The organism is Moraxella sp. CTOTU47616 (genome assembly GCF_032017465.1).
Taxonomy (GTDB): domain Bacteria; phylum Pseudomonadota; class Gammaproteobacteria; order Pseudomonadales; family Moraxellaceae; genus Faucicola; species Faucicola tetraodonis.
In genome coordinates this window covers 281074-307396 of the sequence record NZ_DALZPU010000001.1, presented here as the reverse complement: position 1 = coordinate 307396, position 26323 = coordinate 281074, and the positions used below count along the sequence as shown (strand labels likewise).

General features: G+C 44.3%; 23 protein-coding genes. 8 read left to right on the top strand and 15 right to left on the bottom strand.

Annotation, left to right across the window (positions count from 1 at the left end; genetic code table 11):
- Window positions 1-117: 117 nt before the first annotated feature.
- The 3 genes from RTS10_RS01290 to RTS10_RS01280 all read left to right on the top strand — a co-directional run bounded on the left by RTS10_RS01290 (window position 118) and on the right by RTS10_RS01280 (window position 4095).
- Window positions 118-753: a DUF1543 domain-containing protein gene (locus RTS10_RS01290; RefSeq protein WP_312538840.1), complete on the top strand. Its 636-nt coding sequence runs from the start codon at window positions 118-120 to the stop codon at window positions 751-753.
- 134 nt (window positions 754-887) lie between these two features.
- Window positions 888-2978: an AAA family ATPase gene (locus RTS10_RS01285; RefSeq protein ID WP_312538839.1), complete on the top strand. Its 2091-nt coding sequence runs from the start codon at window positions 888-890 to the stop codon at window positions 2976-2978.
- Between the two features lie 28 nt (window positions 2979-3006).
- Window positions 3007-4095, top strand: a complete 1089-nt coding sequence (locus RTS10_RS01280) for a type I glyceraldehyde-3-phosphate dehydrogenase (RefSeq protein ID WP_312538837.1) — start codon at window positions 3007-3009, stop codon at window positions 4093-4095.
- Window positions 4096-4200: 105 nt separating this feature from the next.
- Here RTS10_RS01280 and purH read toward each other — a convergent pair whose 3' ends face one another.
- The 5 genes from purH to mrcB form a co-directional block, all read right to left on the bottom strand.
- Window positions 4201-5781 carry a bifunctional phosphoribosylaminoimidazolecarboxamide formyltransferase/IMP cyclohydrolase gene (purH, locus tag RTS10_RS01275; RefSeq protein ID WP_050324297.1) on the bottom strand — a complete coding sequence of 527 codons (1581 nt, stop codon included), beginning with the start codon at window positions 5779-5781 and terminating at the stop codon, window positions 4201-4203.
- A gap of 151 nt (window positions 5782-5932) precedes the next feature.
- Window positions 5933-6262: a helix-turn-helix domain-containing protein gene (locus RTS10_RS01270; RefSeq protein WP_227713353.1), complete on the bottom strand. Its 330-nt coding sequence runs from the start codon at window positions 6260-6262 to the stop codon at window positions 5933-5935.
- 254 nt (window positions 6263-6516) lie between these two features.
- Entirely contained in the window at window positions 6517-7710 is a 1194-nt protein-coding gene (locus RTS10_RS01265) for a DUF3426 domain-containing protein (RefSeq protein WP_312538835.1), read from the bottom strand.
- A 234-nt stretch (window positions 7711-7944) separates the two neighbouring features.
- Window positions 7945-8853 carry a 50S ribosomal protein L11 methyltransferase gene (gene prmA / locus RTS10_RS01260; protein ID WP_312538834.1) on the bottom strand — a complete coding sequence of 303 codons (909 nt, stop codon included), beginning with the start codon at window positions 8851-8853 and terminating at the stop codon, window positions 7945-7947.
- Window positions 8854-9063: 210 nt separating this feature from the next.
- The gene (gene mrcB / locus RTS10_RS01255) at window positions 9064-11670 is read right to left on the bottom strand and encodes a penicillin-binding protein 1B (RefSeq protein WP_312538832.1); all 2607 of its coding nucleotides are present in this window, start codon (window positions 11668-11670) and stop codon (window positions 9064-9066) included.
- A gap of 190 nt (window positions 11671-11860) precedes the next feature.
- Between mrcB and RTS10_RS01250 the strand changes: the two genes are divergently transcribed.
- A complete protein-coding gene (locus RTS10_RS01250) occupies window positions 11861-14596 on the top strand; it encodes a heavy metal translocating P-type ATPase (protein ID WP_409455572.1) in 2736 nt (911 codons plus the stop codon).
- Between the two features lie 20 nt (window positions 14597-14616).
- Here RTS10_RS01250 and RTS10_RS01245 read toward each other — a convergent pair whose 3' ends face one another.
- Window positions 14617-15540 carry a hypothetical protein gene (locus RTS10_RS01245; protein ID WP_312538829.1) on the bottom strand — a complete coding sequence of 308 codons (924 nt, stop codon included), beginning with the start codon at window positions 15538-15540 and terminating at the stop codon, window positions 14617-14619.
- A 365-nt stretch (window positions 15541-15905) separates the two neighbouring features.
- Between RTS10_RS01245 and RTS10_RS01240 the strand changes: the two genes are divergently transcribed.
- Entirely contained in the window at window positions 15906-16691 is a 786-nt protein-coding gene (locus RTS10_RS01240) for a DnaA ATPase domain-containing protein (RefSeq protein WP_065252535.1), read from the top strand.
- Between the two features lie 77 nt (window positions 16692-16768).
- The gene (locus RTS10_RS01235; RefSeq protein WP_050324303.1) at window positions 16769-17461 is read left to right on the top strand and encodes a DUF2057 family protein; all 693 of its coding nucleotides are present in this window, start codon (window positions 16769-16771) and stop codon (window positions 17459-17461) included.
- Window positions 17462-17529: 68 nt separating this feature from the next.
- On the opposite strand, the gene gspM is transcribed toward RTS10_RS01235, so the two are convergent.
- From gspM to RTS10_RS01195, 8 genes are all read right to left on the bottom strand, one after another.
- The gene (gspM, locus tag RTS10_RS01230) at window positions 17530-18021 is read right to left on the bottom strand and encodes a type II secretion system protein GspM (RefSeq protein ID WP_312538828.1); all 492 of its coding nucleotides are present in this window, start codon (window positions 18019-18021) and stop codon (window positions 17530-17532) included.
- Between the two features lie 21 nt (window positions 18022-18042).
- Window positions 18043-19314, bottom strand: a complete 1272-nt coding sequence (gene gspL, locus RTS10_RS01225) for a type II secretion system protein GspL (RefSeq protein WP_060995136.1) — start codon at window positions 19312-19314, stop codon at window positions 18043-18045.
- A gap of 36 nt (window positions 19315-19350) precedes the next feature.
- Entirely contained in the window at window positions 19351-19803 is a 453-nt protein-coding gene (gene sixA, locus RTS10_RS01220; protein ID WP_312538826.1) for a phosphohistidine phosphatase SixA, read from the bottom strand.
- Window positions 19804-19837: 34 nt separating this feature from the next.
- Window positions 19838-21046, bottom strand: a complete 1209-nt coding sequence (locus RTS10_RS01215; RefSeq protein ID WP_312538825.1) for an NAD(P)H-dependent glycerol-3-phosphate dehydrogenase — start codon at window positions 21044-21046, stop codon at window positions 19838-19840.
- Between the two features lie 88 nt (window positions 21047-21134).
- The gene (locus RTS10_RS01210) at window positions 21135-21707 is read right to left on the bottom strand and encodes a nitroreductase family protein (protein ID WP_312538823.1); all 573 of its coding nucleotides are present in this window, start codon (window positions 21705-21707) and stop codon (window positions 21135-21137) included.
- Window positions 21708-21709: 2 nt separating this feature from the next.
- Window positions 21710-22363: an FMN-binding negative transcriptional regulator gene (locus RTS10_RS01205; protein ID WP_312538821.1), complete on the bottom strand. Its 654-nt coding sequence runs from the start codon at window positions 22361-22363 to the stop codon at window positions 21710-21712.
- Window positions 22364-22407: 44 nt separating this feature from the next.
- A complete protein-coding gene (gene zapE / locus RTS10_RS01200; RefSeq protein WP_312538819.1) occupies window positions 22408-23532 on the bottom strand; it encodes a cell division protein ZapE in 1125 nt (374 codons plus the stop codon).
- 200 nt (window positions 23533-23732) lie between these two features.
- Window positions 23733-24431, bottom strand: a complete 699-nt coding sequence (locus RTS10_RS01195; RefSeq protein ID WP_312538817.1) for an alpha/beta hydrolase — start codon at window positions 24429-24431, stop codon at window positions 23733-23735.
- 269 nt (window positions 24432-24700) lie between these two features.
- On the opposite strand from RTS10_RS01195, the gene RTS10_RS01190 reads away from it, so the two are divergent.
- Window positions 24701-25108, top strand: a complete 408-nt coding sequence (locus tag RTS10_RS01190; protein ID WP_312538815.1) for a hypothetical protein — start codon at window positions 24701-24703, stop codon at window positions 25106-25108.
- Window positions 25109-25176: 68 nt separating this feature from the next.
- On the opposite strand, the gene RTS10_RS01185 is transcribed toward RTS10_RS01190, so the two are convergent.
- Entirely contained in the window at window positions 25177-25668 is a 492-nt protein-coding gene (locus tag RTS10_RS01185; protein WP_007116834.1) for a hypothetical protein, read from the bottom strand.
- A 145-nt stretch (window positions 25669-25813) separates the two neighbouring features.
- On the opposite strand from RTS10_RS01185, the gene RTS10_RS01180 reads away from it, so the two are divergent.
- Window positions 25814-26239, top strand: a complete 426-nt coding sequence (locus RTS10_RS01180; protein WP_312538812.1) for a hypothetical protein — start codon at window positions 25814-25816, stop codon at window positions 26237-26239.
- The last annotated feature ends 84 nt before the right edge of the window (window positions 26240-26323 follow it).

The following is a 26323-nucleotide window of genomic DNA, read 5'->3' as shown; positions in this document are numbered from 1 at the left end:
AAGATAAAATAATAAAAACCTGTGGTGACAAAAACCTGTGACAAAAACCCGTGACGAAAACCTATGTTGGTTCGCAGGTTTTTAAGTTTTAATGGCGACACATTTGGGCGTATAACTATGAAACTATTTATGTTAAAAATCGGGGCGCGTCCCCAAGGACGACTGATTGAACAGCATGATGTGATGTTTGTGATTGCAAATAGCCTAAGTGAAACAATTGAGAGTGTCAATCAGCACTGGCCGGCAGTCAAAAACAACTGGCACTTAGACGCATGGCGAGAAGTGAAGCGGGTGGGTGATTATCAAATTTTGTTGTCGACAGAGAGCTTGTCAAAAGATGGATTTTCAAAAGATAACGCGCTTGCAGATAACAAATTAGATAGTCAGGACAAACAACTTTATTTTGTCAATTTAGGCGGTTATCTACCGGGTCAATTTGAAGAATTTCATTATAAAACACTTGTGATAGCCGAGACGCTAGGTAAAGCAACGGCGCAAGTTAAAAAAACGGCATTTTATCAAGACTATACATTTGATAATGTGGATACCGCCAAAAGCGGCGTGGCAACCAGTCATGTAGATGATAAGTATCAACTCGACTTGGATGATATTCACTGTGTGGCTGATTTACTGCCAAATGACGTGGCGTTAACCATTCAGCCATTAACCGAGCCTGAAAAAAATCAGTTACCTGACGATGCGCTACATATTGGTTATTTAAGTCTCAAGCAAATCAAAACCATGATTGACTAACCCGTGAAGCGTTTGATGGCGTATTTTGGTGCTGTCAATCATTGCCTTTCATAAGCTTTGCCTTTATAGTAGGCTCATTTTTAACTCGCTTTTTTTAACCCCTTCTTTTTATCTACAAAAGCTCTTTATAACCAATGAAACAAGCCACCGCCCTTGATATCCTTAAAACTGGTAAAAATGTATTTTTAACAGGCTCAGCAGGGGCGGGCAAGACCTATACCATCAATCAGTATTTGCATTATCTGCGCGCAAGGGATGTGGCGGTGGCGGTGACGGCAAGCACAGGTATTGCTGCTACCCACATGAACGGCATGACCATTCACAGCTGGGCAGGCATCGGTATCAGTAATGAGTTAACCGCCAAAGACATCGCCCGCATCAAAAAACGCACGGTGGTTGTGGAGCGCATTGAACGCACCAAAGTATTGGTGATTGATGAAATCTCAATGCTGCATCGACAGCAATTTGAGCTGATTAACCAAGTGCTACAAGCCATCAAAGAAAACACATTGCCATTTGGTGGGATACAGCTATTGGTCGCCGGAGATTTTTTTCAGTTGCCGCCGATTGGTGAGCCCCATGAGAGCAACCGCGATAAATTTGCCTTTATGGCGCAAGCTTGGCTGGATGCAGATTTTCAAATTTGCTATTTATCCGAGCAGCACCGCCAAAAAACTGACAAAACAGCGGTGGCAGGCAACAGCTATTATGGTTTGGATTTAAATGCGATTTTAAATCAAATTCGTACCCAGCAGTTTACCCCCCATATCATGCCTGCTTTGACCGCTACGGCCGAGCATGTGCTAGCCGACAACCGTACCCGACTGTTTACCCACAATGTCAACGTGCAAGCCATCAATGAGCAGGAACTTGGTAAACTTACCACAGCGGCGCATACTTTTCGCGCTTGGGGAGAAGGCGATGAAAAGCTGGTCGAGACGCTAAAAAAATCCGTACGCAATACCCCCGAACTCGTGCTCAAACTTGGCGCAAAAGTGATGTTTATCAAAAACAACACCGAGCTCAATGTGTCAAATGGCACCATAGGCAAGGTAGTTGATTTTGTTGCCACTACCCTTAAACAACCAAATAAACAAACAGACGATAGCGCAGTAAAAAACAGCCCATCAAACAATCACCCATCTGAGGCGTTTGATGAACAAGCGCTAGCAGCAGATGCAAGTGCCTTGCTCGATGCCATCGAACAAGAACAACAAGCCGATATGGCAGACTTGCTGGATGAAGCCAATGGCGGTCAATCACAACAAACTCGCCCCAGGGATGAGGAGAGGGATGAGGATGATACCGCCGCGACAGGCACGGCTGATGACAAACTGTCCGAGTTACTTTACCCCTTAGTTGAACTCAATGACGGCCGCAAAGTCATCGCTGAATATGATTCATGGCGTATTGATGATGAAGAGGGTGAAATACTGGCTGCCTATTACCACATCCCCTTGACGCTAGCGTGGGCGATTACCATTCACAAAAGCCAAGGCATGACGCTGGATGCGGCAGAAGTGGATTTGTCAAAAACCTTTGAAAAAGGGCAGGGCTATGTGGCTTTATCACGGTTAAAGCAGCTATCTGGACTACAATTACTGGGCGTCAATGAATTAAGCTTACAGCTTGATCCCTTAGCGCGCGGGGCTGACCAGCGATTTCAAGCGATCAGTGCAGAGCAAGAATGTGAATTTTTGACGCGCAGTAAAAAACAGCTCAATGACCTTCATCGTGAATTTATCATTCAATGCCGGGGTACGCTGGATAAAGAAAAAATCGCTGCGTATGAAAATCGCGCCAAACAACAGCAAAAACTGATTGAAAAACGTCGCCATGCTGTACAGCAGCTGCAATCTTTGGCGGATGATGCGGCAGGCGTTATCACCCCCACGGTGCTGGAAACTAAAGCCTTGTTGGATGAAAGTTTGACCATTGCAGAAATTGCGCAAGCCCGTAATCTAGCCCAATCAACCGTGATGGGGCATATCGAGAAAATTGCTGAGCATTTCCCCCGCGCCAACATAGCGCATCTACGCCCTGAAGACGAATGGCTACAGCCGATTGACAAGGCGTATCAAAAAATAGCCAAACGCGATGACAAACGCGATAAAGATAACGATGGCAAAATCAAAATTCGCGCGATTGTCGAAGAATTAAGAAACGCCTATTCTTATAATGATGTCAAACTTGCCTTGTTGTTTTTAAAACCGCATGGCAATTGAGCACTTGTCTAGTAAGGAATATCCCTGATTGAATGCTTCCACCATCAAACCTTTTAACATTGCTATTAATGGCTTTGGTCGTATTGGGCGCAACGTGCTACGTGCTTATATCGAACGGTTTTGTCAAAATCCTTTACAATTACAGCCGTTAAATATCGTCGCCATCAATGATATTGCTGAGCCAGCAACCCTATTACATCTACTCAAATATGACAGTACCCACGGTCGATTATCGGCGGTCAGTGATATCCATGTTGAATTAAAAACAGTGGATTTGGGGGAAAAACAACAGCATTTCTTGCTATTAAGCCAAGGAGAATTTCGGCAAAAAATTGTATTGATACAGCAGCCCATTGCCAGCAAATTACCTTGGCAAAAACTGGGTATCGACATGGTGCTTGAGAGCACGGGTCATTTTCGCAGCTATGAACAGGCGTCGCAGCATATTATGGCGGGCGCCAAGCAGGTGATGATTGGGGCTGCTCCGTTTGATCATGTAGATGCCAGTATCGTAGTGGGCGTCAATGACCATGAGCTTAGCCGTGATAAAAAGATTTTATCCAGCGTGTCGTGTACCACCCAAGCGCTCGTACCTTTACTATATGTATTGCATCATGCCTATGGTATCGAATCAGCAATGATGACCGAAATCCATGCGGTGACCGCTGACCAAACTGTGCTTGACCAAGTCCACCGTGATTTGCGCCGTGCACGGGCTTCTGGGCATAACATTATCCCAACCACATCAAGTAGTATCGCTGCGGTCAATCGGGTGATGCCGCATATGGCAGGCAAGGTGAATGGGTATTCTATCCGCGTACCGACCATGGATGTCGCGGCAATTGATGTGACATTTACCTTTGACAAAGCCACGGATGTTACCGCTATCAATCAGCTGTTAAAACATGCCAGTGAACAAGATTTATCGGGTATCATGGATTACAGCGATGAGCCATTGGTGTCCAGTGACTTTATCCATGATGCGCATTCATTGGTGATTGATAGCTTACAGACCATGAGCGTGGGGCGGCAATTTAAAGTGTTTGCTTGGTATGACAATGAATGGGGCTACGCCAATCGCATGCTCGATATTTGCCAAACCTTAGCCAAACTCTAAACCTAAGCTCAGCTATAAACACTAACGAAGCTATAAAAAGAAAAAAATTATCAATTAAAAAAGGCGAAACCTAGTCAGTTTCGCCTTTTTTATGCCTAACAAAAATTAATGTCTAAAATGACGCATACCGGTGAACACCATCGCAATGCCATGTTCATCGGCTGCAGCGATGGTTTCGTCATCGCGCATGGAGCCACCGGGCTGAATAATCGCCTTAATTCCCACCGCTGCGGCATTGTCAATACCATCACGGAATGGGAAGAAGGCATCTGATGCCATTACCGCACCCACAGGCGATAGACCAGCGTGCTCAGCTTTAATCGCGGCAATACGTGCTGAGTTGACGCGGCTCATTTGACCTGCGCCTACCCCAATGGTACGCCCATCTTTGGCATACACAATCGCGTTGGATTTCACATATTTGGCGACTTGCCAAGTAAACAGCAAATCATCGAATTGTTGCTGAGTCGGCTGTACTTTTGTCACCACTGTTAAATCATCTAAAGTAACTAAGCCCAAATCTTGCGCTTGCACCAATAAACCACCGGTGACGCGTTTGAAATCAAACTGGGCTTGGCGCTCACTTGGGTTTGGTAATTCACCGCAGACTAACACGCGCACATTTTTCTTGGCAGATGTGACATCGAGTACACCGTCGGCAACGCTTGGGGCGATGATGACTTCAACAAATTGCTGATCCACAATCGCTTTTGCTGTTTTGATATCTAATTCACGGTTAAAGGCGATGATACCGCCAAACGCAGATTCTGGGTCAGTGGCAAAGGCTTTTTGATATGCATGGGTTAAATCAGCATCCACGGCCACACCACAAGGATTGGCGTGTTTAACAATGACACACGCAGGCATATCAAACGATTTCACGCATTCTAACGCCGCATCGGTATCTGCGATGTTATTGTAAGATAGTTCTTTACCTTGTAATTGCTTGGCGGTGGCAATACTGGCTTCTTTTTGACCATTTACCTGCGCTTTTTCGACATAAAAAGCGGCTTGTTGATGCGGGTTTTCACCATAGCGTAAGTCTTGCGCTTTGTCCATTTGCACGTTAAAAGTACGCGGGAATTGGTCAGCCGATTCAAAGCTTTGCAGGCGGTTGCCTAAAAAGTTGGCAATCATACCATCATAATGTGCGGTATGCTCAAATGCTTTTACCGCTAAATCAAATCGGGTGGTATCACTGATGCGACCGTTTGCTGTTAGTTCGCCCAAGATTGCTGCATAATCGTTGGGGCTTGTCACAATGCTAACATGGTCATGATTTTTTGCCGCGGCACGCACCATGGTAGGGCCACCAATATCAATGTTTTCGATGGCGTCTTCTTTGGTGACATTGGGGTTAGCAACGGTTTGGGCAAATGGATAGAGATTGACAACCACCATATCAATACGGTCGATGCCATGCTCTTGCATAATGGCATCATCAGTGCCGCGACGACCTAAAATACCGCCATGAATTTTTGGATGCAGGGTTTTCACCCGACCATCCATCATCTCTGCAAAACCTGTGTATTCTGCGACCTCAGTCACTGCTAAGTCATGTTGTTTGAGTAGTTTGTAGGTGCCGCCCGTTGACAGCAGACGAAAACCGTGGGTGATTAGACCTTTGGCAAAATCCACAATACCCGATTTATCAGAAACAGAGAGCAATGCATAAGCTTGATTCATAATTGACTCGACTCGTTGACAAAAAAACACTGGGTGCAGAAAAAACAAAAAGTCAGTTATGACGAACTGACTGATTGACTTTAATACCCCAACTCTATAAATCCCTAAATATGGGGATATCTTATCATAAAAAAGCGGGTATTTTTATCAATTATAATAATTGGTGGGTTTTGAGTTTTTTCCGCAATGTACCGCGGTTAAGTCCCAAAATCTCGGCGGTTTTGGTTTGATTGCCGCGGGTATGTTCAAGGACGACACTGATTAGCGGTTTTTCAAATTGTGACAACATAAGCTCATACAGCTGAGTCGGTTGTTGTTCTTTTAAATTATCGAAGTACTCTCGCACCACAAGCTCAATGTGATGAGCTAGGCTTGCGCTGGGTGAAGTTTGCGAGGAGGTATGGGTAGTGTATGGATTAGATGGGCTATCTGACATATTGGAATACTTGGCGCGATTTTGTAAAGCAACAGAATTGGGCATAACAGATTCTCAAACTAAATTTGCTGACAAATTTATTGAATGATTCGTTAGGTGATAGATTAAATAAAACTTAAATATAAAGACGAATAATAAAGTTATTAATACTTATACTAAAACAATTATGAGACTGATAGCAAGCTTAAGTTGTTTACAATATGTAAAATTGTGCGATAAATAGTGGGTACTATAGGCTTGGCACGTCAATATTGGAATGAAGCTAAAAAGAAGCTCAATTGAAATTAAGCTAAAACAATTTAATAAACTAGCTCAATATTAGCGGCTTGGACTTGGGTTTTTGGAAAATCAATCCGCAATTTGATGGGTTTTATTTGATGCGGCATCAAATAATTGTTACCGGCTTCCAAATAATGGCTAGGGGTGAGTAGGGTTTGCGCGAGTATGGTATTGCCACTGCGTAGCGAAACCTTAACACTCGGGTAGATAATATTATTGTCTGTGGTATTGGTCAGGGTAAATACCACGTCAGTCTGCCCTGCTTGTTTGGGTGAATGAGCAAGCTTTAGCATCTGCACATCAATAAGCTCGGTATCAGCCAGAGGTAATTGACAGGCTGGTACTTTATGGCAAATAGTTGATAGCAGGGCTGCGTTTGTTTTTGAAGTGATTAAGGTGTTAATGTTAAAAATAATATATTGCGCAGCTAACAAAAAGATTAATACTAAACTGCCTAATCCCCAAACGATGCTCATATTAAAAATTTTTGCATTGAGTGATTGCTGCGAGGAAACTTGTTGCGACAAGCGCTCATCAATCTTTTTTTGATACGCTAATAAATCTGCTTGTTGCTCGCTACTCGTATCAATTGCAATTTGATCAAAAATATCTGTGTTAAATACAGTATTTATGCCTCGCTTGGGTTTGGTGTGGGTGGCGGATGAGTCGTCCATTGCTTCGTTGTCATCCGCTTGCGCCATTAAACTTTGCAGCCAAGCATTTTCATCGCCTGAAGCGTCTTTATCTTGGGCGAGTTCTATCGCTTCAGCGGCATCTTTATCGTCAATGATTGGCTTTTTAGGCTTGCTATCTTTGGCTTTTGGCAGTTGCTCAAAATTGTCTATAATCTCAAAGTCATCTAATTTGCTGGTTGATTTAGCTTTGGCTGATGTGGTCGAAGATTTTGACAAGGCATACGGTGAGGTGGGTTTAACGGGTTCATTGACAATGGGATTACCGGCTTCATCAAGACCTGACTCATCATCAAATAAAATACCCTCAGATTTATCGTCGATGAGCGCCGAGGACGTCTGATGGTTTGGACTTGAGAGTGGATTATTGTTAGCAAATTTTTTTTGTTCTAGTTGTTCAGCGGCTGAGAAAATGGTTTTGCAATAGGAACAACGAACGTACCCATTTTTAACGGCTAACTGTTCATCGTTGATTTTAAATGCATGTTGGCAGTTTGGGCATTTGGCATTGTACAAATTCATCGCAACATCACTTCCCTTTTAGCATTTTTAGTTTGCGTCTCTGATTGTTAATAATGTCGTGTGCTAAATCATTTAATGACGAATAAAAAATAAAGTCAACAAATTTTCTAGAATTTATGTTCACTAGGCTGCTAGCTATGTTACTAGCTATGTCGTTAGGCTGTTACTAGGCTTTGACGGGGAAGAGACGACCTTACCTCCTTGTAAGGCTTTTTATACGAATCGCGACTTGTTTTAATCACGGCGAAAACCCGAGAGGCGATGCCAATGTCTATCTTCTTGCGCGCTAAAGGTAAATTCGCCATCCATCTCAAAATAAGGCTGATAGGCAGCTTTTACATCTTCCACTTGGTTTTCAATCAGACCGGCTAACACAATACTACCTTGAGATTTCAATAATGTCGCAAAATAAGGGGCAAGGCTCATTAGCGGTTTGGCTAAAATATTTGCGGTAATCAAGTCCACGGGCAAAATAGCCTGCTCTTTACAATAGTCACTAAATTGCTCAGGTAAAAATGCCTGAAGCTGATCGGCTACCTTGTTGCGCTCGGCATTTTGATGGGTGGCTAAGACTGCTTGGGGGTCAATATCGACCGCATACACCTGTTTTGCCCCTAGCAAAAGCGCCGCAATGCCCAAAATACCTGAGCCGCACCCATAGTCAATCACCACTTTATCTTGCAGAGGCTGTTCTGTCAGCCAATCAATACAAAGACGGGTGGTTGCATGGTAACCTGTGCCAAATGCCAAGCCTGGATCCATGATGATGTTAATCGCATTGGGGTTAGGGGGGGACATCCATTTGGGCACAATCCAAAGTCCATTGGCACATTCAATAGGATGGTAGTTCTTCATCCACTCACGTTCCCAATCCTTGTCATCCACTCGGCTGGTCCAAACTCGCGTCGCCACCACATCATTGGCGATATCTTGACTCAAAGTTTCCAAATTACAATCGCCATCAAATAGCCCAGTCACAATCACATCATCCCACAGTGGCGATTCACCGGGCAATGGTTCAAATAGCGGTTGGTCACCTGCATCGTCTAAACTGATACTGAGCGCATCGGCTTCTAGCATCAAGGTTTCCGCCAATTCGGCTTGCGATTTTTCGCATTGAATATGTAATTGCTGCCAAGGCATAAAAAGTCCTTAAAATAACAAATAAAATAATGAAACAATAAAATAATGAAACAATAAAAGGCGAGCGCTGGCTTGGTAGTATAAACGCATTCAGCCAAAAATGCGATGTGACTCAAAAATGAAAATGCCCATTTTATTGCTTGGCGTACCCAAGCCAAATCACCTAGCGGTAAGGGTAAGGACAAATAAGAATTTTTACCTTTTTTATCCTTAAAACATTTCTTTAACCGATTTTTCTAACCAAGACTGCGAGCGCGGCGCCGCATTGAGTGGTTGGTTGGTATGGGTCGGGTCGCTGCTATTATTAGCGGTATTGGGGGTATTAGGGTTAGTCTGGGTATTCCCCGTATTAGTCGCCTCATTTTGGTAGCGATTGGCTGCAGGTGGGTTATTGCCAATGGTATCTTCATCGGTTTGTCTGCGCTCAATATTGTCATACCGCTGTTGTTGGCTTTGTCCAAACTCACTCATTGCCTGTTGTTGCTGTGCCGCAAATCTTGCTTCTTGCTCACGTTGATAAATTTGCACCGCACATTCACTACTATCTTGCGGTAGATTGTCGGTATCAACAGGTACATAGATAGCATTTGGACATTTTTCATTGGATAATTGTGATTTGCCGTTTTCCATCCATAGCCATTCGATATTGCCTGGCGCGATGAGATTAACTGGCGTAAGCTTTTGCTGCTTCATAAAATTAATCCACATCGGCAAAGCGCCATTACCGCCACTTAGACCGGTGGGTTTGTTGTCATCTAAACCGACCCAAACAACGCTGACCACATTGCCACTATAGCCTGCAAACCACGCATCGCGATAATCATTGGTAGTCCCTGTTTTACCTGCAAGATTGAGGTTGTCACCGAGCGCTAGCGCCGCTTTGGCGGTACCTTGCTTGATGACCTGCTGCATTGCATAATTGGTGAGATAGGCAGCCGTGGGGTTGATGACTTGCTGATTTTTTTGTTCCATGCCCTGAACCACTCGTCCTTGATCATCAATAATCGTGCGAATGGTATGAATTTCATGACGCAAGCCACCTGTTGCCAGTACTTGATAAATCCCCAACATATCCATGGGCGATAGATTTACCGCGCCAAGCAAGGTAGAAGGATAATTGGGCAATGGGCTATTGATACCCATACGGTACAATTGATTTAAAAAATTGGGAATACCGACTTCCATGCCTACACGCACCGCGGCTTGGTTATAGGAATTGGCTAAAGCGCTGGTGAGGGGGATAATACCATGACTGCCGCCACCGTAATTGCTGGGTGTCCATGTCTTACCATCGGTCATTTTTAGCACAATCGGGCTGTCATCGACACTACTTGATAAATTGTAACGACCCTGCTCAAATGCGGTTAAGTAAATAATCGGTTTGAGTAAAGAGCCAACTTGGCGCTTGGCATCGACGGCGCGATTAAAACCGGTAAAATCACGACTACTTCCCACCACAGCGAGCAGTTCACCGTTGTTGGGATTGGCGCTGACTAGGGCGGCTTGCAAATTAGTGAGCTGTTTGGGATTACTTTTTTTTAACTGATTGACGCTTTGAATGACCGCGCTGGTAGCGGTTTTTTGAACATTGGGATCAAAACTGGTAAATATTCTTAACCCTTCGTTTTTGAGATCGTTGGCATCATAGGTACGGGTGAGTTCTCGCTTGACCACATCGAGATAATCAGGGAAACGCGTTTTACCAATCACAGGATTGTAAGAGATGCTCAGTGGCTGTTGCACCGCTTCATCATATTGCTGTTGGCTGATTTTACCGGTTATCAGCATATTACTCAGCACCACGTTACGGCGTTTTAGGGCAGCATCGGGGTAGCGTAGCGGATTGTACTGGGTAGGACCTTTGGCAAGCCCTACGAGCATCGCCATTTGGTCGAGTCGAAGCTCTTTTAGCGGACGGTTAAAGTAAAACTGCGAGGCAAGCCCAAACCCGTTGATGGAGTGATTGCCATTTTGACCTAAGTTAATCTCATTCATATAGGCTTGCAAAATCTCACTTTTGGTGTAATGCATTTCCAGCAAAATCGCCATCACTGCTTCATTGGCTTTACGTTTGATAGTACGATCTGAGTTGAGATAGAAGTTTTTAACCAGTTGCTGGGTGATGGTGGAGCCGCCTTGGCGTGAACCGCCCATAAAATTGCTATAAATCGCACGTCCTATCCCGCGGATAGACACGCCGTGATGCTGATAAAAACTGCGGTCTTCGGTTGCCACCAGCGCATCAATTAATGGCTGCGGATAGTCATTGATGGTCAAAACGATGCGATCTTCATTGTTGTCTGGATAGATACCGCCAATAAAAATTGGCTCAACCCGCGCCACACCCGATGGATTGGGATGGGTACTTTGTAATTTTTCAATTTGGTTATCTTTGAGCGTGACCTTAATAATTTGCGATGGCTCAGTATCATTGGCGGCAAATTTAAATTCGCGGGTATGAATATAGTACTCGCCATTTTTTTTGCTATAAGTCCCGGCATTGTCATAGTTTTGGTCAGGGGCATAGGTGAGTAAGTTTAACCAATTTTCCAATTCATCTGGGCGAAGGGGCTTACCCACCGTCAACGTTAATGGTTGCGAGTACACTTTTGCAGGGATATTCCAGCGTTTGCCCTCAAATTTTTGGGTGATGACATTATCTTGGCGCACCAAATATAACCCAAGCAACACCAAGCCGCCCAATACTGCCACCACAAAGATAAAGCTTAGGATAAACATCCCTTGTTGGTTTGAGTCATGCTGGAATTTAGGCGAGTTTTGGCGATTTTTAGCGGCAGAGATAACGGTTGAATTCATACAAAAATGCGTCACGATCAAGGGTATAAAAAAGTGCTTTATCATGACCCAAAACACGCCAAAATACAATGTCAACATCGTGCTATTTTGCCACGTTTATACAGGATTTTTGAACTTTAATAGACGGTTTTGGAGTACAATAACAGTCATTTTTGGGTGAGTTAGGGTTTTTGCCCTAGGGGATTTGATGATGCCAAACAATAGCCAATTTGGGGCAAAACAATCGGATATTGACCGGTCGGTTGTGACCGATGCGCCTAGCCTTACGCTTGTTGAAGCAGATAGCAAATTTACTACCACATATCAAGATGTGGAGCTGGTGTTGCCAGAAGAAGGGCATTGTTTTCATTGTGGCGACCCGCTACCAAGCCCGCCATTTTTTACCCATGTATTGGGTGAAGATCGGGCGATGTGCTGTATGGGCTGTCAGCTTGCCTCGCAAAGTATCATCGAGGCGGGGCTTGAGCAATACTATCTTGACCGCAGTGAAATCAATCGTACCGCCAGTCTCCCTGATTCGTTATATCAGCTGCAAGCGTATGACCACGATGATATTAAATCGCAATTTATTTACCATCAGCAAGGGCACAGCGTTGCCGAGCTGTCAATCAGCAATTTGCGCTGTGCTGCCTGTAGTTGGCTGATTGAAACCCAGTTGTATCGCCTTGATGGCATGGATACTTGCCAAGTCAATCTCACCAATCAACGGATGCGCGTGGTGTGGGATGAAAAAAAACTGCCGATTAGCCAAATTTTGGCAAATGTGCAAGCCATTGGCTATGATGCCAAACCCTATCGGCAAGATACCCATGAGGCGATGCTCAAGCGAGATAATCGCCGTATGTTGTTTCAATTGGGTATTGCGGCATTGGGTGCTATGCAAGCGATGATGTTCGCAGTGGCGCTATATTTTGGGGAATATTCAGGTATCGGCGTCAACGATCGGCAATTTTTACGCTGGGTATCGCTGTTTGTTAGTATTCCTGTGTTTTTGATTGCAGGGTTGCCATTTTTTCAATCGGCATGGTCAGCGATTAAAGCCCGCCAAGTCAATATGGATGTGCCGATTAGTATCGCCATTGTCATTACCTTTTTGGCAAGTTTATATGCGACATTGACCAGCACAGGCGAGACTTATTATGACTCGGTTAGTATGCTGATATTTTTCTTATTGGCGGGCAAATTTGTCGAGCACAATGCCAGGCTAAAAGCTGCCAATTTAGCCAATGATTTGGTAGTCGTCGAGCCTGTGTTGGTCGCAAAGCTGGGTCATGAATCGCCGTTAGCGCTAGAGAATATGGATGTCTCACAAGTGACGCTCTATGCCAATCAATATAAAGACCTTTTTTATCAGTCACTTAGTGTAGACCCTGCCAATAGGGGTGATAATGAGCAAATGGTTTCGGCGCAGTCGCTAAAAGTTGGTGATATTGTCCGCATTGATGCCGGTAGCAGTATCATCAGTGATGGTATTTTGCTGTCAGATAGTGCCACGGTGTCCGAAAGTTTATTGACTGGGGAGAGTGACTTAATCGTCAAACGCTTGGGCGATAGCATTGTGGGCGGTAGCCAAAATGACAGTCAGCCGTTTGTGATGCAAATCACCACATTACCCAATGATAGCCAAATGGGCGTGATTGACAGGTTAGTGAATCGCTCGCTCAGTGAAAAACCGCAAATTGCCTTAAAAGCAGACAAACTGGCACGCTGGTTTGTCGCGCGGGTACTGGTGATTGCCAGTATGGTATTTTTGGCATGGTATTTTATCGAGCCCAGTCATGCCATTTGGGCAACGGTTGCCGTATTGGTCGCTACTTGTCCCTGTGCCTTGTCATTGGCCACGCCCATCGCATTAACCGTTTCTACTAATCGATTAGCAAGCCTGGGGTTTTTGGCGACGCGCGGGCATACCATTACCACACTCGCTGAAGTCACCTATGTGGCGTTTGATAAAACCGGTACATTGACGTACGGTCAACCCAATTTAATGGCGATTGAAACGCTGGATATGCCGGATGGTGTTAAACAAAATCCGTCAGTGGATTTTACTGAAGATGACACCAAAAACGAAGATGAGATAAAAAACCATTTTTTAAGTATTGCAGCGAGCCTTGAAGTGGGTAGTCGTCACCCCATTGCTCATGCGTTATTGACAATGACTCGGCAAATGCATTTGCCCACTACCAGCGATTTGGTACACATTCCGGGGGGCGGTCTGCAAGCCACGATTGATGGGCTAAGTTATCGTCTAGGTCATCATGGTTTTGCAGTTCAATCAGGATTAGATGATGAGTTACTACCAAATCTGACCAAACACCAAGCCAGTACCAGTGTGACCTTATCGAGACAAGATAGCCTAAGCAAAAAATGGCAACCACTGGCGCATTTTTATTTTCATGATAAAGTCCGTGAAGGCGCTTTAGCTACCATTAAACATCTCAAAGACCAAGGCGCGCAGGTGTTGATGCTCACCGGTGACCCAAGTGCTCAGGCGTTTGAGGTAGCGCGCGAGCTTGGTATTGACACGGTTTATAAAGGTCTTACCCCAAATGATAAGGTACAACATTTAAAAGCGCTGCAGCAGCAAGGACACATCGTGCAAATGGTCGGTGATGGGGTGAACGATGCGCCGGTACTTGCCGCTGCCAATATCTCAACTGCTATGGCGGGTGCGGCAGATTTGGCGCAAGTCTCCAGTGACTCTTTAGTGCTCAATGGTCAAATCCAAGTCGTGGCAAAAGCACGTGAGGTGGCGTTCAAGACCGATCGCATTATTGCCCAAAACTTCAAATGGGCACTAGGGTATAACTTTATCGTACTGATACCCGCTGCGTTAGGTTATGTGCCGCCTTGGTTGGCTGCGATTGGTATGTCATTGAGCTCACTATTTGTAGTGCTTAATGCGTTACGTCTCAAACGCGCTTAATGGATTATTTGACCAAAGGTTTATGCTTTTGGCTTACTAAAATCATACGCCGTGACTATTTGCGCGTTTTTGGCAAAATCGATGAAATAATAGAAGTATTTATCATTCTCATCAATCACCCGATCGCCGTTGGTATCGGCTTGGGTTGAGAAGTAAAAACGCTTGCTCTCAGGCAGCCATTTATAATGTTTAAAATATTGATTATTGGGCGTGAGTTTCAATAAATTTTTGCCATTTAAATCACTTAAATACAAGGTAAGCTGTTGGTCGAGATTGGTTTTATTGTCATTATCATCCGCTATCTCTTTGACTTCATAGATAAAATAGCCCAGCAGTAAAGTATTGCCGACTTTGACTGCCAATGGGTTGGTTGCTTCTTTAGCGGCTTGCGGTTGGGTAGGCGCAGTTTGCGGGATGGCAGCTTTCTTCGGCACTGTTTTGTCATCTTGGCTTAAATCTACCAAGGGCGTGTGCACCGCTCTTATCACAAAGTTATCGTGTGGAAACAGCCGGTGTACTTGCCCGGTTTTTAACCCTTCAAACACAATATTGTAAACACTGCTTTGAAAATCATAGGGCGCAACTTCTTGAAAGTAACTAACGGGTGATTTTTTAGCATCACTGGCATCGCTTTCAGCTTTGCGATTGATGGGCACTGACGGAATAATCGGATGCAGTAGGCTTGGCACACCTGCCAAATACACCGGAAAATCCATGCGTTTTAACCCGACTGTAGCAGGTGGGATACTGGCTGGGGTTTGTGCAATGATGACTTCAGGTACATTAGCGGTTGAAGGGGCAGTGTCGCTCGCTCGGGTATTTGTCTCAGGGGTGGGTTGGCAGGCGGCAAGTCCCAAGCCTAGCCCCATAGCGCTCAAGGTGCTCAAAGTGATATGTAATGGTCTAAAAAAATTCGCATCACGCCATTGGTTAACAAAAGACATAGGGGTCTCCATTACAAAGATAATCAAATATACTACTAAAATGATAAGACATGTACAATCTTTGGTTATATCATCGCATTCAGCGCTATAATGTTACTGACTGTTTTTGTCTTGAGTGTTTTAAAAGGTAAATAAGAAAGGTAAGTAAATTTGAAATAACCCAACACGGGGCAAAAGGCGCGTGAGTAGCTATTTCATAAATTTAGGTTATAATAGTCAAAATTTAGTTAGACGCTTTATTTTTTGCTTTTAAACTTTTAAGGATAGGGCGGCGAACTGGGCAGCACTATGTTTGCCGACCTATATTTATAGTGGTTTATGATTTATTTTCAAAAAGCGATATCTTACCGATTGCGAGTGCATGAATGTCGGAACAATTAAGTCTAAACTTAAATATCAAGCAGTCCGCGAGTATCAGTGACTTTAGTGGTCCAGGCTGGGTATCAATCATCGATGTGGTGCGCCAAATGCATGTAGGACTGTTGACGCAGCTGTATCTATACGGCGAGCGCGATACAGGTAAAACCCATCTACTCAACGCTATCTGCGAATCTTTCCGTGATATCGACCAATCTGTTATTTATCTATCGCTGCGTGAGCTCATAAACGCCAATATGGATGCCATGGTGTTGTCATCGCTAGAGAATACCACAGTGATTGCGCTTGATGATATGGATGCAATTCAAGGTCATCCTGAATGGCAAGAAGCAGTTTTTCATCTGATTAATTTATCGCAAGAATACGGCAATAAAATTATTTTTGCCAGTCGTTTGCCTGTCAAAGCGTTAAATTTTGAGCTGCGAGATTTGCTATCAAGGCTTGCTCGAGCCGCGACTTTTCAATTGCCAACGGGCAGTGATAGGCTTGATAGACAGCTGATTTTGGAATCGGTATTACGCCGTCGTCATTGGCACTTTGACCCGCGCATCATCGACTATTTGCTCAATGAAGGTCCACACCGCATCGGTGCGATGTTAGCAGTATTAAACGAATTGCAGCCATTATTTTCTAACATGGAACGCACCCCATTAAACAAAGTGAGCAAAGCCAAAATTCAAGATGCGATGAACATCATTGATAATTTAACGCTGAATTTTGAATTGGCGGACTTTGATGAAATTGCAGAAAATGAAAATTTTTTAGATTTTTGACCGGGTTTGTCATAGGAATTGCGTGATAAATGGGTTAGAATCCATCAACAGTTTGATGTAAAACAACAGGATATCCTATGAATAAACAGTACTTATGGACGGCTGTCGCGTTGACTGCGGGCGTGTTAGCAACCACACAAACATTTGCCCAAGTCACCTTGAATGTTGCTGATAATACCGTGGTGACTGCTATTAATGGTCAAGAAGTCAAAAACGGCTTGCTTTCAAAACCGCAAAAAACCTACAAACTTGAGCCAGGCAAACATGTGATTACTGCCAAGTACAATCGGTTGTACGAGCTGCGCGGTGACAATCACGATGTGTTACGTTCAAGCAATATTAGCGTTCCAGTAGAGCTTGCCGACAATCAAACGTATGTGTTAGATATGCTAGGTCAACCAGAAGACTATAATGCCGCCAAAGAATATGTCAAACAACCCACACTAGCGGTGCTACAAGGCAAGCAAGTTATTGCAAGTCAGCAAGCTACATCCAGCAGTAGTTCAAGCATTTTTAGCGGCTTGGGTAATGCGTTAGGCGGTGTGTTTGGTGGTAGCTCAAAAGCGGTTGAAGCCAATCAACAAACCATCAATGCCTTAGGACAATCAGGGGGTGCGATTCCCGCTATCAATCAACCTAGTAATCAATATGGCAATCAAGCTGTTGTGACCACGGTCAGTTCATCGGATAGTCTCGATCAATTTATGCAGTTATGGTTGAGAGCAACGCCAGCAGAGCGTGATAAAATCCGTCAGTGGGTGCAAAAATAATCAGCCAATGCGCCCCCATGCGCTAAAATAACGATGCCAAGTGCATCGTTTTTTATGGTCTTTTACCATTAGTTAATAGATAAGACAGATTGTACTTCAAGCTTATCGAGGGCTGGTTGGTTGATTTGTAGTTGCTGGATGCGGATACCTTGTTGTTCAAACTGATTAAGTATATTGGTGATTACGCTGGCCTGCGCGTGACTAAAGGCCACTTGGATAGTATTGCCATTCTCGACCACTTGCGCATTGACAATACCTGATTGGCTAAGTATTTGTTTGATAGCATCGGCTTGACTGACTTGTTGGGTTTGGTTGGGATTGATGTTACCTGCTTGACTGCGTAGCCAAAACACATCTGCCATGGTTTCATCGTATTTTTTTTGTGCTTGGTTGGCTTTGCTATGCAGCGTCCAACCACCGACACCGACCACAAAAAAAAGCAAGAACATTGCCAATATCAGCAGCGCAATCTGATCACGACGTGATAAATTTTGAAAGGCATGACCCAGAGGCGTGGTTAGTTTTTGCAGGGATTGGCTCAGTGAGGGGTGCGGTTTCATAAATTCATCTCAGTCGTGGGTTTATTCTGCCAATTCAATATCTATCATGGCAAGGGCACTGCCAGCAGAAGTTGGCGCCACTGCACTGGAAACCGCACTGGCAGTATTCGAAGACATCGCAGCGGGTATCGCGGCATCGACAGACCCTAGTTTTGCTTTTATCCCTTTGTTTACCATGTCATTGACGGCTTTGTTTAACGAGTCGGCGCTTGATGATAAAAGCTGCAGTTGTAAGTGATTATTTTGAAAATTAAGCTGCTTGGCGGTCAGTTGGTATTGCTGTAATACCGGCTGTATGGATGATAATGTCTGAAGTACGTTTGGCGTGGCTGATTGCTGGGTGGTTAATTTGCCAGATAACTGTCGTTGTAGCGTAAGTTTGCTACTAAGCGGCTCATTGGGGAACCACTGGGTGTATTGCTGCGCCAGCAAAGTTGAGGCTTGTTTTTGTGCTTGGTTGTAATAATACCAACGAAGCGCATCCACCACAAAGGCTGTTAGCAGCGCACAAACACTGACTAGGGCGATGACTTTGGCATAAGGCGCAAGTGTCGTTTTACCTTTGATTGTGGCAAAGTTAAAAAAATGTCTGACCGGGTCTTTGATTGGGGTAGGCAACAACTCAGATGATGCAATGGATAAATTAGGCATACTGGCTAACTGCTGGGCAACGGTTTCATCGTGAAAACCCGTTAAATATAGCGTTTCTAGCATGGGTAATTTGGTGAGTACCAGCGGTAAAAAACTAACCGCCATGCCGTGATAAGTATTTAGTTTTAATAACTGGGTATCTGCATCTTGGTAGTAGACCGCGCTTGTGGTAGATATAGCCCTAGTATTCATACTAGTATCTATTCTAGTATCTATAGTCGGCAGCAATAAAAAATCTGGCAATAAAGCGACTATCTCAATACCCGCCAACGAGGCAGCATTGATCCATGAATGAATATCGGCAGCATGAAGCCCAAATAATGCAGGTAACTCGCTGTTGGTGGCGGTCGGCTGGATTTTGACTTGTAAATCTTCTACCGACCCAATGCTGATATCTTCAAATAAATAGCGCCTGCCGGTGTCGCCCAAAGTGTTGAGCTGGCTTGCTGAGAGGGTAGGCTGGATTGTTAATAAACTGACACTAGGAAAATAGAGACAGGCTTGCAGCTTGGCTGATTGCGTGGTTTGCAGATTGGCAAGGGTCGCAAGCGTTTGCCAATTGTCAGCCGTTTGCCAAGTCTGGGTGGTTTGTTGCCATAAACGTAAGGCAGCATGCTGAGTTGGCAACCAAATATGAATCACAGAAGTGTCCTACACAAAATTGACAAATTAAATCACCTAACAGGTGGGAACAAAACGTTTGATCTCAGCGGCAAGACTGGGTGCCAATATACCCATATCATATACACGCGCTTCAGCCAGCGCAAAACTCTCTAGTGGTTCATCCGTGAGAATATGGGCGATTTTGGCAATGATATTCATATGACAAACTACCACCATGCAGTCGCCAACCAATTCGCCTAGTGCATCCACAGCAATGTCTGCATCGTTATCGGGGGTGATGCCCTCATACGTGGTCACAGGGACATGGGGAAAAAATTGCTGGATTTGGGCTAGGGTTTGCTGGGCGCGGTTGTAAGGACTTACGATAAAATGATCGGGTTCAAAGTTATCGGCAAGCCATTGTGCGGTCTGTGACGCTTGGGCTTGACCCAGTGCTGATAAATTTCTTTCATGGTCTGGCAGGGTATAAGTGCCTGCATCGCCATGACGAACTAAAATTAATTGCATGTATTTACCTAAAAATGTTTAAAAATGGTGTTTTTCAGTTATGCGTTGGCTGTACTTGATGCGGCATGACAAATTCCACATCACTTCTAAATCCTGCTTCCATTAAGTTTAATGCAACCCCAAGCGGCGCTTTGTCTTCATAGATAATATCGTGCAAGGCATGAGTAATCGGCATATAAATACCCTCTTTCATGGCTTTTTCATTCACCTGCTGGATAGTATTAATCCCTTCAGCGGTTTGCCCCAGTTTTTTGATGGCTTGGTCAAGGCTCATGCCACGCCCAAGCATATTACCAATCTGGTAGTTACGGCTTAAGGTCGATGAGCAAGTTGCATACAAATCACCCACGCCCGACAACCCCAAGAAGGTCAGTGGATTAGCCCCCGCTTGGACACCAAATCGGCTCATCTCAGCCAATGCGCGGGTTAAAATCATGGCTTTGGTGTTTTCCCCGATGTCATAGGCAGCGGCCATGCCCATGGCAATGGCATAAATATTTTTAAGCGCGCCGCCGAGCTCCACGCCAATTAAATCATCACTGGCAAACACGCGAAAAAACGCACTGTGCAGTGCTGTCTGCACGGCAAGCCGTAGCGCTGCAGATTGGCTGGCAATCACGGTGGCAGACGGCATATTATTCATGATTTCTTTGGCTAGGTTGGGACCGCTCATCACGCCAAAAGCCACATTGGGTAATTCATCTGCGATCACATCACTCATTAGCGCAAAGGTATCTTTTTCCATACCTTTGGTTAAAGACACGATAGCTTGAGCGCTGATAAAAGGCGCAATTTTTTGTAAGGTTTCGCGAAAAGCAGCACTAGGCACTGCCACAAAAATCAAATCTTTGCCTTTGACGGCTGCTTGCAAATCATGGGTAAATTGCAGGCGCTCATCAAGCTTATGGTCGGGCAAATATTTTTTGTTGATATGGGTTTTTTGCATCGATTTGACGCTGCGTTTATCGCGTACCCAAAGCGTGACTTCGCAGCCATTTTTGGACGATAAATTTGCCATTGCCGTACCAAAACTACCACCGCCCAGCACGGCAATTTTGAGGGGCGCAGGTTGGTTGGCGAGCTGATTGTCTAAGTCTGTCTCTAATACCGCTGGGGTGTCAGGCTTAGACTTTTTGACCGCTTTTTCAATGACGTCGGCAAACAGCTTGCTGGCTTTTTCACGATTGACATTCAGCTTTTCTAAATTTTCACTTAGATTGGTTGCTAACTGGGGTTTTTTCATTGAAAATCCTTGAATCCACTTGTCCTGCAAATACTGACAACAGGGCACCCTTTACATGAGCAAAATATAAAAACGGCTAGCTTAGCCGTTAGTTTGTGCCATTATCATAAACAATAAATGGTGTGACGTCTATCTTAGAACGCGGTGGGATGGTCGACACGGCTGTGCCAACATAGACAAAAGCAATGACTTGGTTATCAGCGGTCACATTAAACAGTTGTTTGATTGCAGGCGCATTGGCAAGTGGACCGGTGCGCCATACGGTGGCAAACCCTTGTGCCGACAAGGCAAGCAGGAGATTTTGTACCGCACAACTACTTGCCGCTATTTGTTCCCACTGGGGGACTTTATCATGGGGTTTAAAATCGGTCACACACGCGATAATCATCGGCGCACGCAGCGGCATGTTTTCGGCTTTGGTGAGGGTTTTCTCGTCAGTTTCTCCTTGTGCTATCGCCGCATTTTTTAACGCCGTGCCTAAGTTATTGAGCGCTTGGTTTTCAAGTACGATAAAACGGTACGGGTTTAAATCCTTGTGATCGGGGGCAGATAGGGCGACTTCAATCGCTTGTTCGACTTGCTCGCGGTTGGGGGCAGGGGCGACAAGATTGCCGATTGAACGGCGCGATTTGATAAAGTCTAAAATTTCTGAATTTGTCATTGTTATTCCTTAAAGAGGTGATTGATTAGCGTTGCCATATTATCCGCCGAAGCTGATTGCAGTTGTGTTAAACCGTCAATCACGCCTTGCTGATTATCCAAGGTTTTATTTTGGCTAAGTTTAAATTTGGCTTCAAAATTATGAATGGTTAACTTAACCCCCACAATCGCGCGGCACATGGCGTTGATGTAGTCACTTGGCGCATCACTTAAAGACCAAGGCTCATGACTGGGGTTGGTTTGTTTAAGCTCATGTTCAAAAAAATCCGTCATCGTCGCGACAATCTGCTGGATTTGAGTTGCGTCTGTGATTAGCTGCGGTGTCACCGAAAAAATCACCGATTGATAATTCCACGTCGGCACTTCTTTATGGGTCATCGCCTTGGTAGGATACCAATTTGGGCTGATATAATGACCTTGGCTGGTGAAAACAACTTTCCAGTTTTTAGTGTCAATCTTTACAATCGGATTTACTTTTACCACATGACCCATCAAATAGCCAAGCGGATTTTGTTCATCTACTTGCCAAAGTAGCAAAGCAGGGCAAATTTCAACCGAATCGCCGGTTAATGCCATTATATTGGCTAATGGCGACTGAGCAATAAAATCTTTAACGGCTTCAAAATCGGTTTGGGAAAAATCTTTGGGAATATACATCGTTAAAGCCACTCACCTGCATAACAATTAAGGCTTTGGATTATTTAAATGGCCATATCTTCTTTTTTTATCTCATCCAAACGATGTTCCGCTTTGAGATATTCTTCTGATTGCATCTCTAACAGCCGTGAACGCGTACGCTCAATCTCAAACGCCAATTTTTGCCCTTGATACAATTCCAAAATCGGCTGTTCTGCACGTACCAAAAGCTTGACGCGGCGATCATAAAACTCATCGACGAGGTAAATAAAGCGCCTTGTCGGGTCAGCGATAATATCGTTGAGTATAGGCACATCGTCCACCAGCACCGTGCTAAACTCATTGGCGATTTCAATAAAGTCACTGGCTGAGCGCGGCTGCATACATAACGCCCGAAAATCAACGTACAGGGTGTTTTCGGTGCGACCTTTGATGGCGATATCACGACCATTGATATGAATGGGGTCTTGGATAATGTGTTGGTTGTTGCTTAGCGCGGTAAAGCGGTTGGCAAGCCAGTGGATGTTTTCTTTGGTCAACGGAGACACGTAAAGTTCGGCTTGCTGCAATACGCGCAGACGGTAGTCGATGCCACTGTCAATGTTCATGACCGTACAGTTTTTTTCAACTTCGGCAATGGCAGGTAAAAAACGGTCACGGTGAATACCGTTTTTATATAAGCCATTTGGCGCGATATTTGATGTGGCAACCAAGGTGATGCCTTTTTTAAATAGCATGGTAAACAAATCGCCCAAAATCATCGCATCGGAGACATTGGAGACAAAAAATTCATCAAAACAAATCACATCTGCTTCATTATGGATGATATCGGCGACCTTTTGTAGCGGGTCTTGTTGACCTTGTAGCTTGTTGAGCTCGGCGTGCACCCGCTTCATAAAGTGATGAAAGTGCTGGCGCATTTTGCTGTCGGCGGGCACCGACTCAAAAAACATATCCATCATCCAAGTCTTACCACGACCCACGCCGCCCCACATATATAGCCCTTTGGGCGGCTCAGTACGTCTTAAAAAACTAAATAGCCCACGTTGTTTGGCGCGGTTGTCCATGATTTGTTCATAGACATTGTCCAAATAAGTCATCGCAGCGCGCTGCTGTGCATCTTCGCTAAACTCACCAGATTTTAGCGCAAGCTCATAGCGTTGTAAGGGTCGTAAATTTGAGTTGGGCATGTTATCTCTCAGCGTAAATTAAAAAGTTGTCAAATTTTCATTTCAACGTGCTTTGACGTAGGGGTATTCAATAAATAGATGCGATTAAATAGACGGCATTAAGGTGCCAGATAGCTCACGATGTCAAATACAGCAAAAATTTGAATCAAAAACACCCATCAAAAACACCAATCAGAAACTAGGATAAAATAAAAACTGCGTTATTTGCTACTTAACGCTTCAAGTAGCTGTTTTAATTCCCCTAATTTACCATGAAAAAAGTGCCCTGTATCGTCAATGATGTGCGTTTGAATACCAAAGTTTGCCCCAAATTGTTGTAGCGAGCTTGGCGTAATCACTTCATCATTCGCACCATAAATCATAAAGGTTTGTGCGGTGGGCAGTAGCAAATCTGAGGTGTCGTTTTTTTCAATAGAAGGGGCAATCAATGCCAAATCCGTGATGTCAAAATCATCGACTCCCAAAAATGCGCCTTGTTCATTGACAAGCTGAGCAAGCTTGGCGGCGACAAATCCGCCAAACGAAAATCCGCCAATCCATAGCTTGCGCGCCTCGGTTTGGCTATGAATCCATTGCAGTACGGTTAACGCGTCTTCGATTTCACCTGTCACATTGCCATACTCGCCCGTTGACTGACCCACACCGCGAAAATTAAAGCGTACCACGTGCATTTTTTGGTCGCGGGCAAAACGATACATGGTGGTCACCACCTTATTCATCATCGTGCCTTCTTGCAATGGGTTTGGGTGACAAAGAATGGCAACACGCTCAACCGACGCGGCGTTTGGGTTAGCAACACCCGTTGAGTCAGCTTGCCAAAGCGCGTCAACTTCAAGCTTACCGCAAGGGGCATCTATTAATTGCAAATGGGTTAATTGTGAATGGGCAGGTGAGCGCATAATCGTCCTAATCTCAGCAAAAAACTTTAAAAAAACCACCCATCATGCTAACCAATTTCACCCAAAATAGCTAGTTTGAAAATCAACAAAGCAGCCAATTGTTGCGCGGATTTTATGATTTGTAAGACCACTTGCGATGGCTCACTTTTTACCACACACTAATACAAGCCACCGACCAGATTCTATTGTTGAAATGGTGAGTTTGCCTGGATTGTTGATAATTGATGACAAACTTAACACCGCTATTGAAAAGGGACAGCCTGCAGATCATGAAATCATCTCTCAAACCGTCTTTATTAAAAATCACCCCATTAAAAATCACCCCATTAAAAATTACAACTATCGCGCTGTTAGCAGCAGTGAGCTTATCTGCTTGTCAAAGCACACCCACTAATTTACCCGTGCTACAGCGCGCCAACAACACATTAGAAACCACGGGGTTAGGCAAAAGTAAAAATATCGCCAAAGTAAATGCGTTACATATCGCAACCGAGCAGTGCCGCGGAAAATCGCCCATTGTGTTGACCGATAGCTACCAGTATAATGGCGTGTTGGATGAAAACATGGGACGCGCGGCTGACCAAGCCATAGGTATGATTGGCAGCGTGTTTGGTAGCAAAAAAACCCTTGCCCGCGATGATGATTACGAATATACCATCACCTTTAAATGTCCCTAATTGTCATAGTCAAATCATCTATCAATAAAAAAAGGTTAGGAACGCTCCTAACCTTTATTGTTTTTGTGTCACTGGCGATTTAACAAATGCTGATTGAGCTGTGCAATCACCGCTTTATCGCCTAACTGATTGATACTGTCACGAATTTTTGGAATCGGCTCGGCAGCAATCGGCTGACTATCAAATAGCTTTAACAACCGCAGTTGTAAGGCTGGCTCACCTTGCTCAATGACAATATCTACGAGGGTAGGCACGTCAAAGGGCAAATCCGAAGTTGACTGTGCCATTGCTACCGCATGATAAGCGCCATGTGGGTCTTGGTCGGTTATGATACGGGTATTTACGGCTCTATAAGCTTTTTCTGAAGTACCGCCTAAGACATTGATTTTGTGTAAACAGTTAAGCGCAGAATTATCTTGTAATTGTGCAATCGCAATGATGTCTTCAGCCTGCTCCTGCAAATAGGCGCGTTTTTGTGCCAGTGCCTGTAATTGCTGCTCAGTCAGTGGCTCAGCGTTTTCGGTTTTTTTTAAGTTGGCATTAAATTGAATTTCTGACATGGCTATCCCCTTATTTATATGGTTATTAGATAAGGGTTTTTTTTATAAAATCAAATCCACCGGTTAAACGAGCACATTTTAATGACAATCAAGCTATTTAATCACAACCCAGTTATAATGAATCAAAATGACAAAAGGGCGTGCTATGTTAGTGTTAACGATAAATGCTGACCATATCAGTGTGACGTTGCAAGATAACCTATGGGACATTGGGCTTACGCTAAACGTAATTGCAGAGACATTGCACGCATTGCCACCCACCGAATTGGCATGGGAAACGGCAATTATGCGCATAGAAGATGCTATTTCACTGCTAAAACCTAGATTGCCCAAAGATGAATTATTAAAGGTGATAGGGGCAGAGGATTTACGCTTGCTAGCGTTTGAGCAAGATGACAATGGCGGCTATATTCGCGCTGAGATGCTAGAAAAAGCTTTTGCAGTGCTGGCGGGCTATCGCTCGCTGCGAGATTTGCCTGCTATGCCCAATGACCTAGCGTTTTATGCCAAGGTATTGCTATTACGAGAATGGGTACACCATTTGGATTTTGATAAGCTTTATTTGGGTTAATTGTCATCAATAAAACAATCGCCAATAAAAAACGTCAATAAAAAAATCGCCAGTACACAACCAGCGATTTTTTTAAATAGGTAA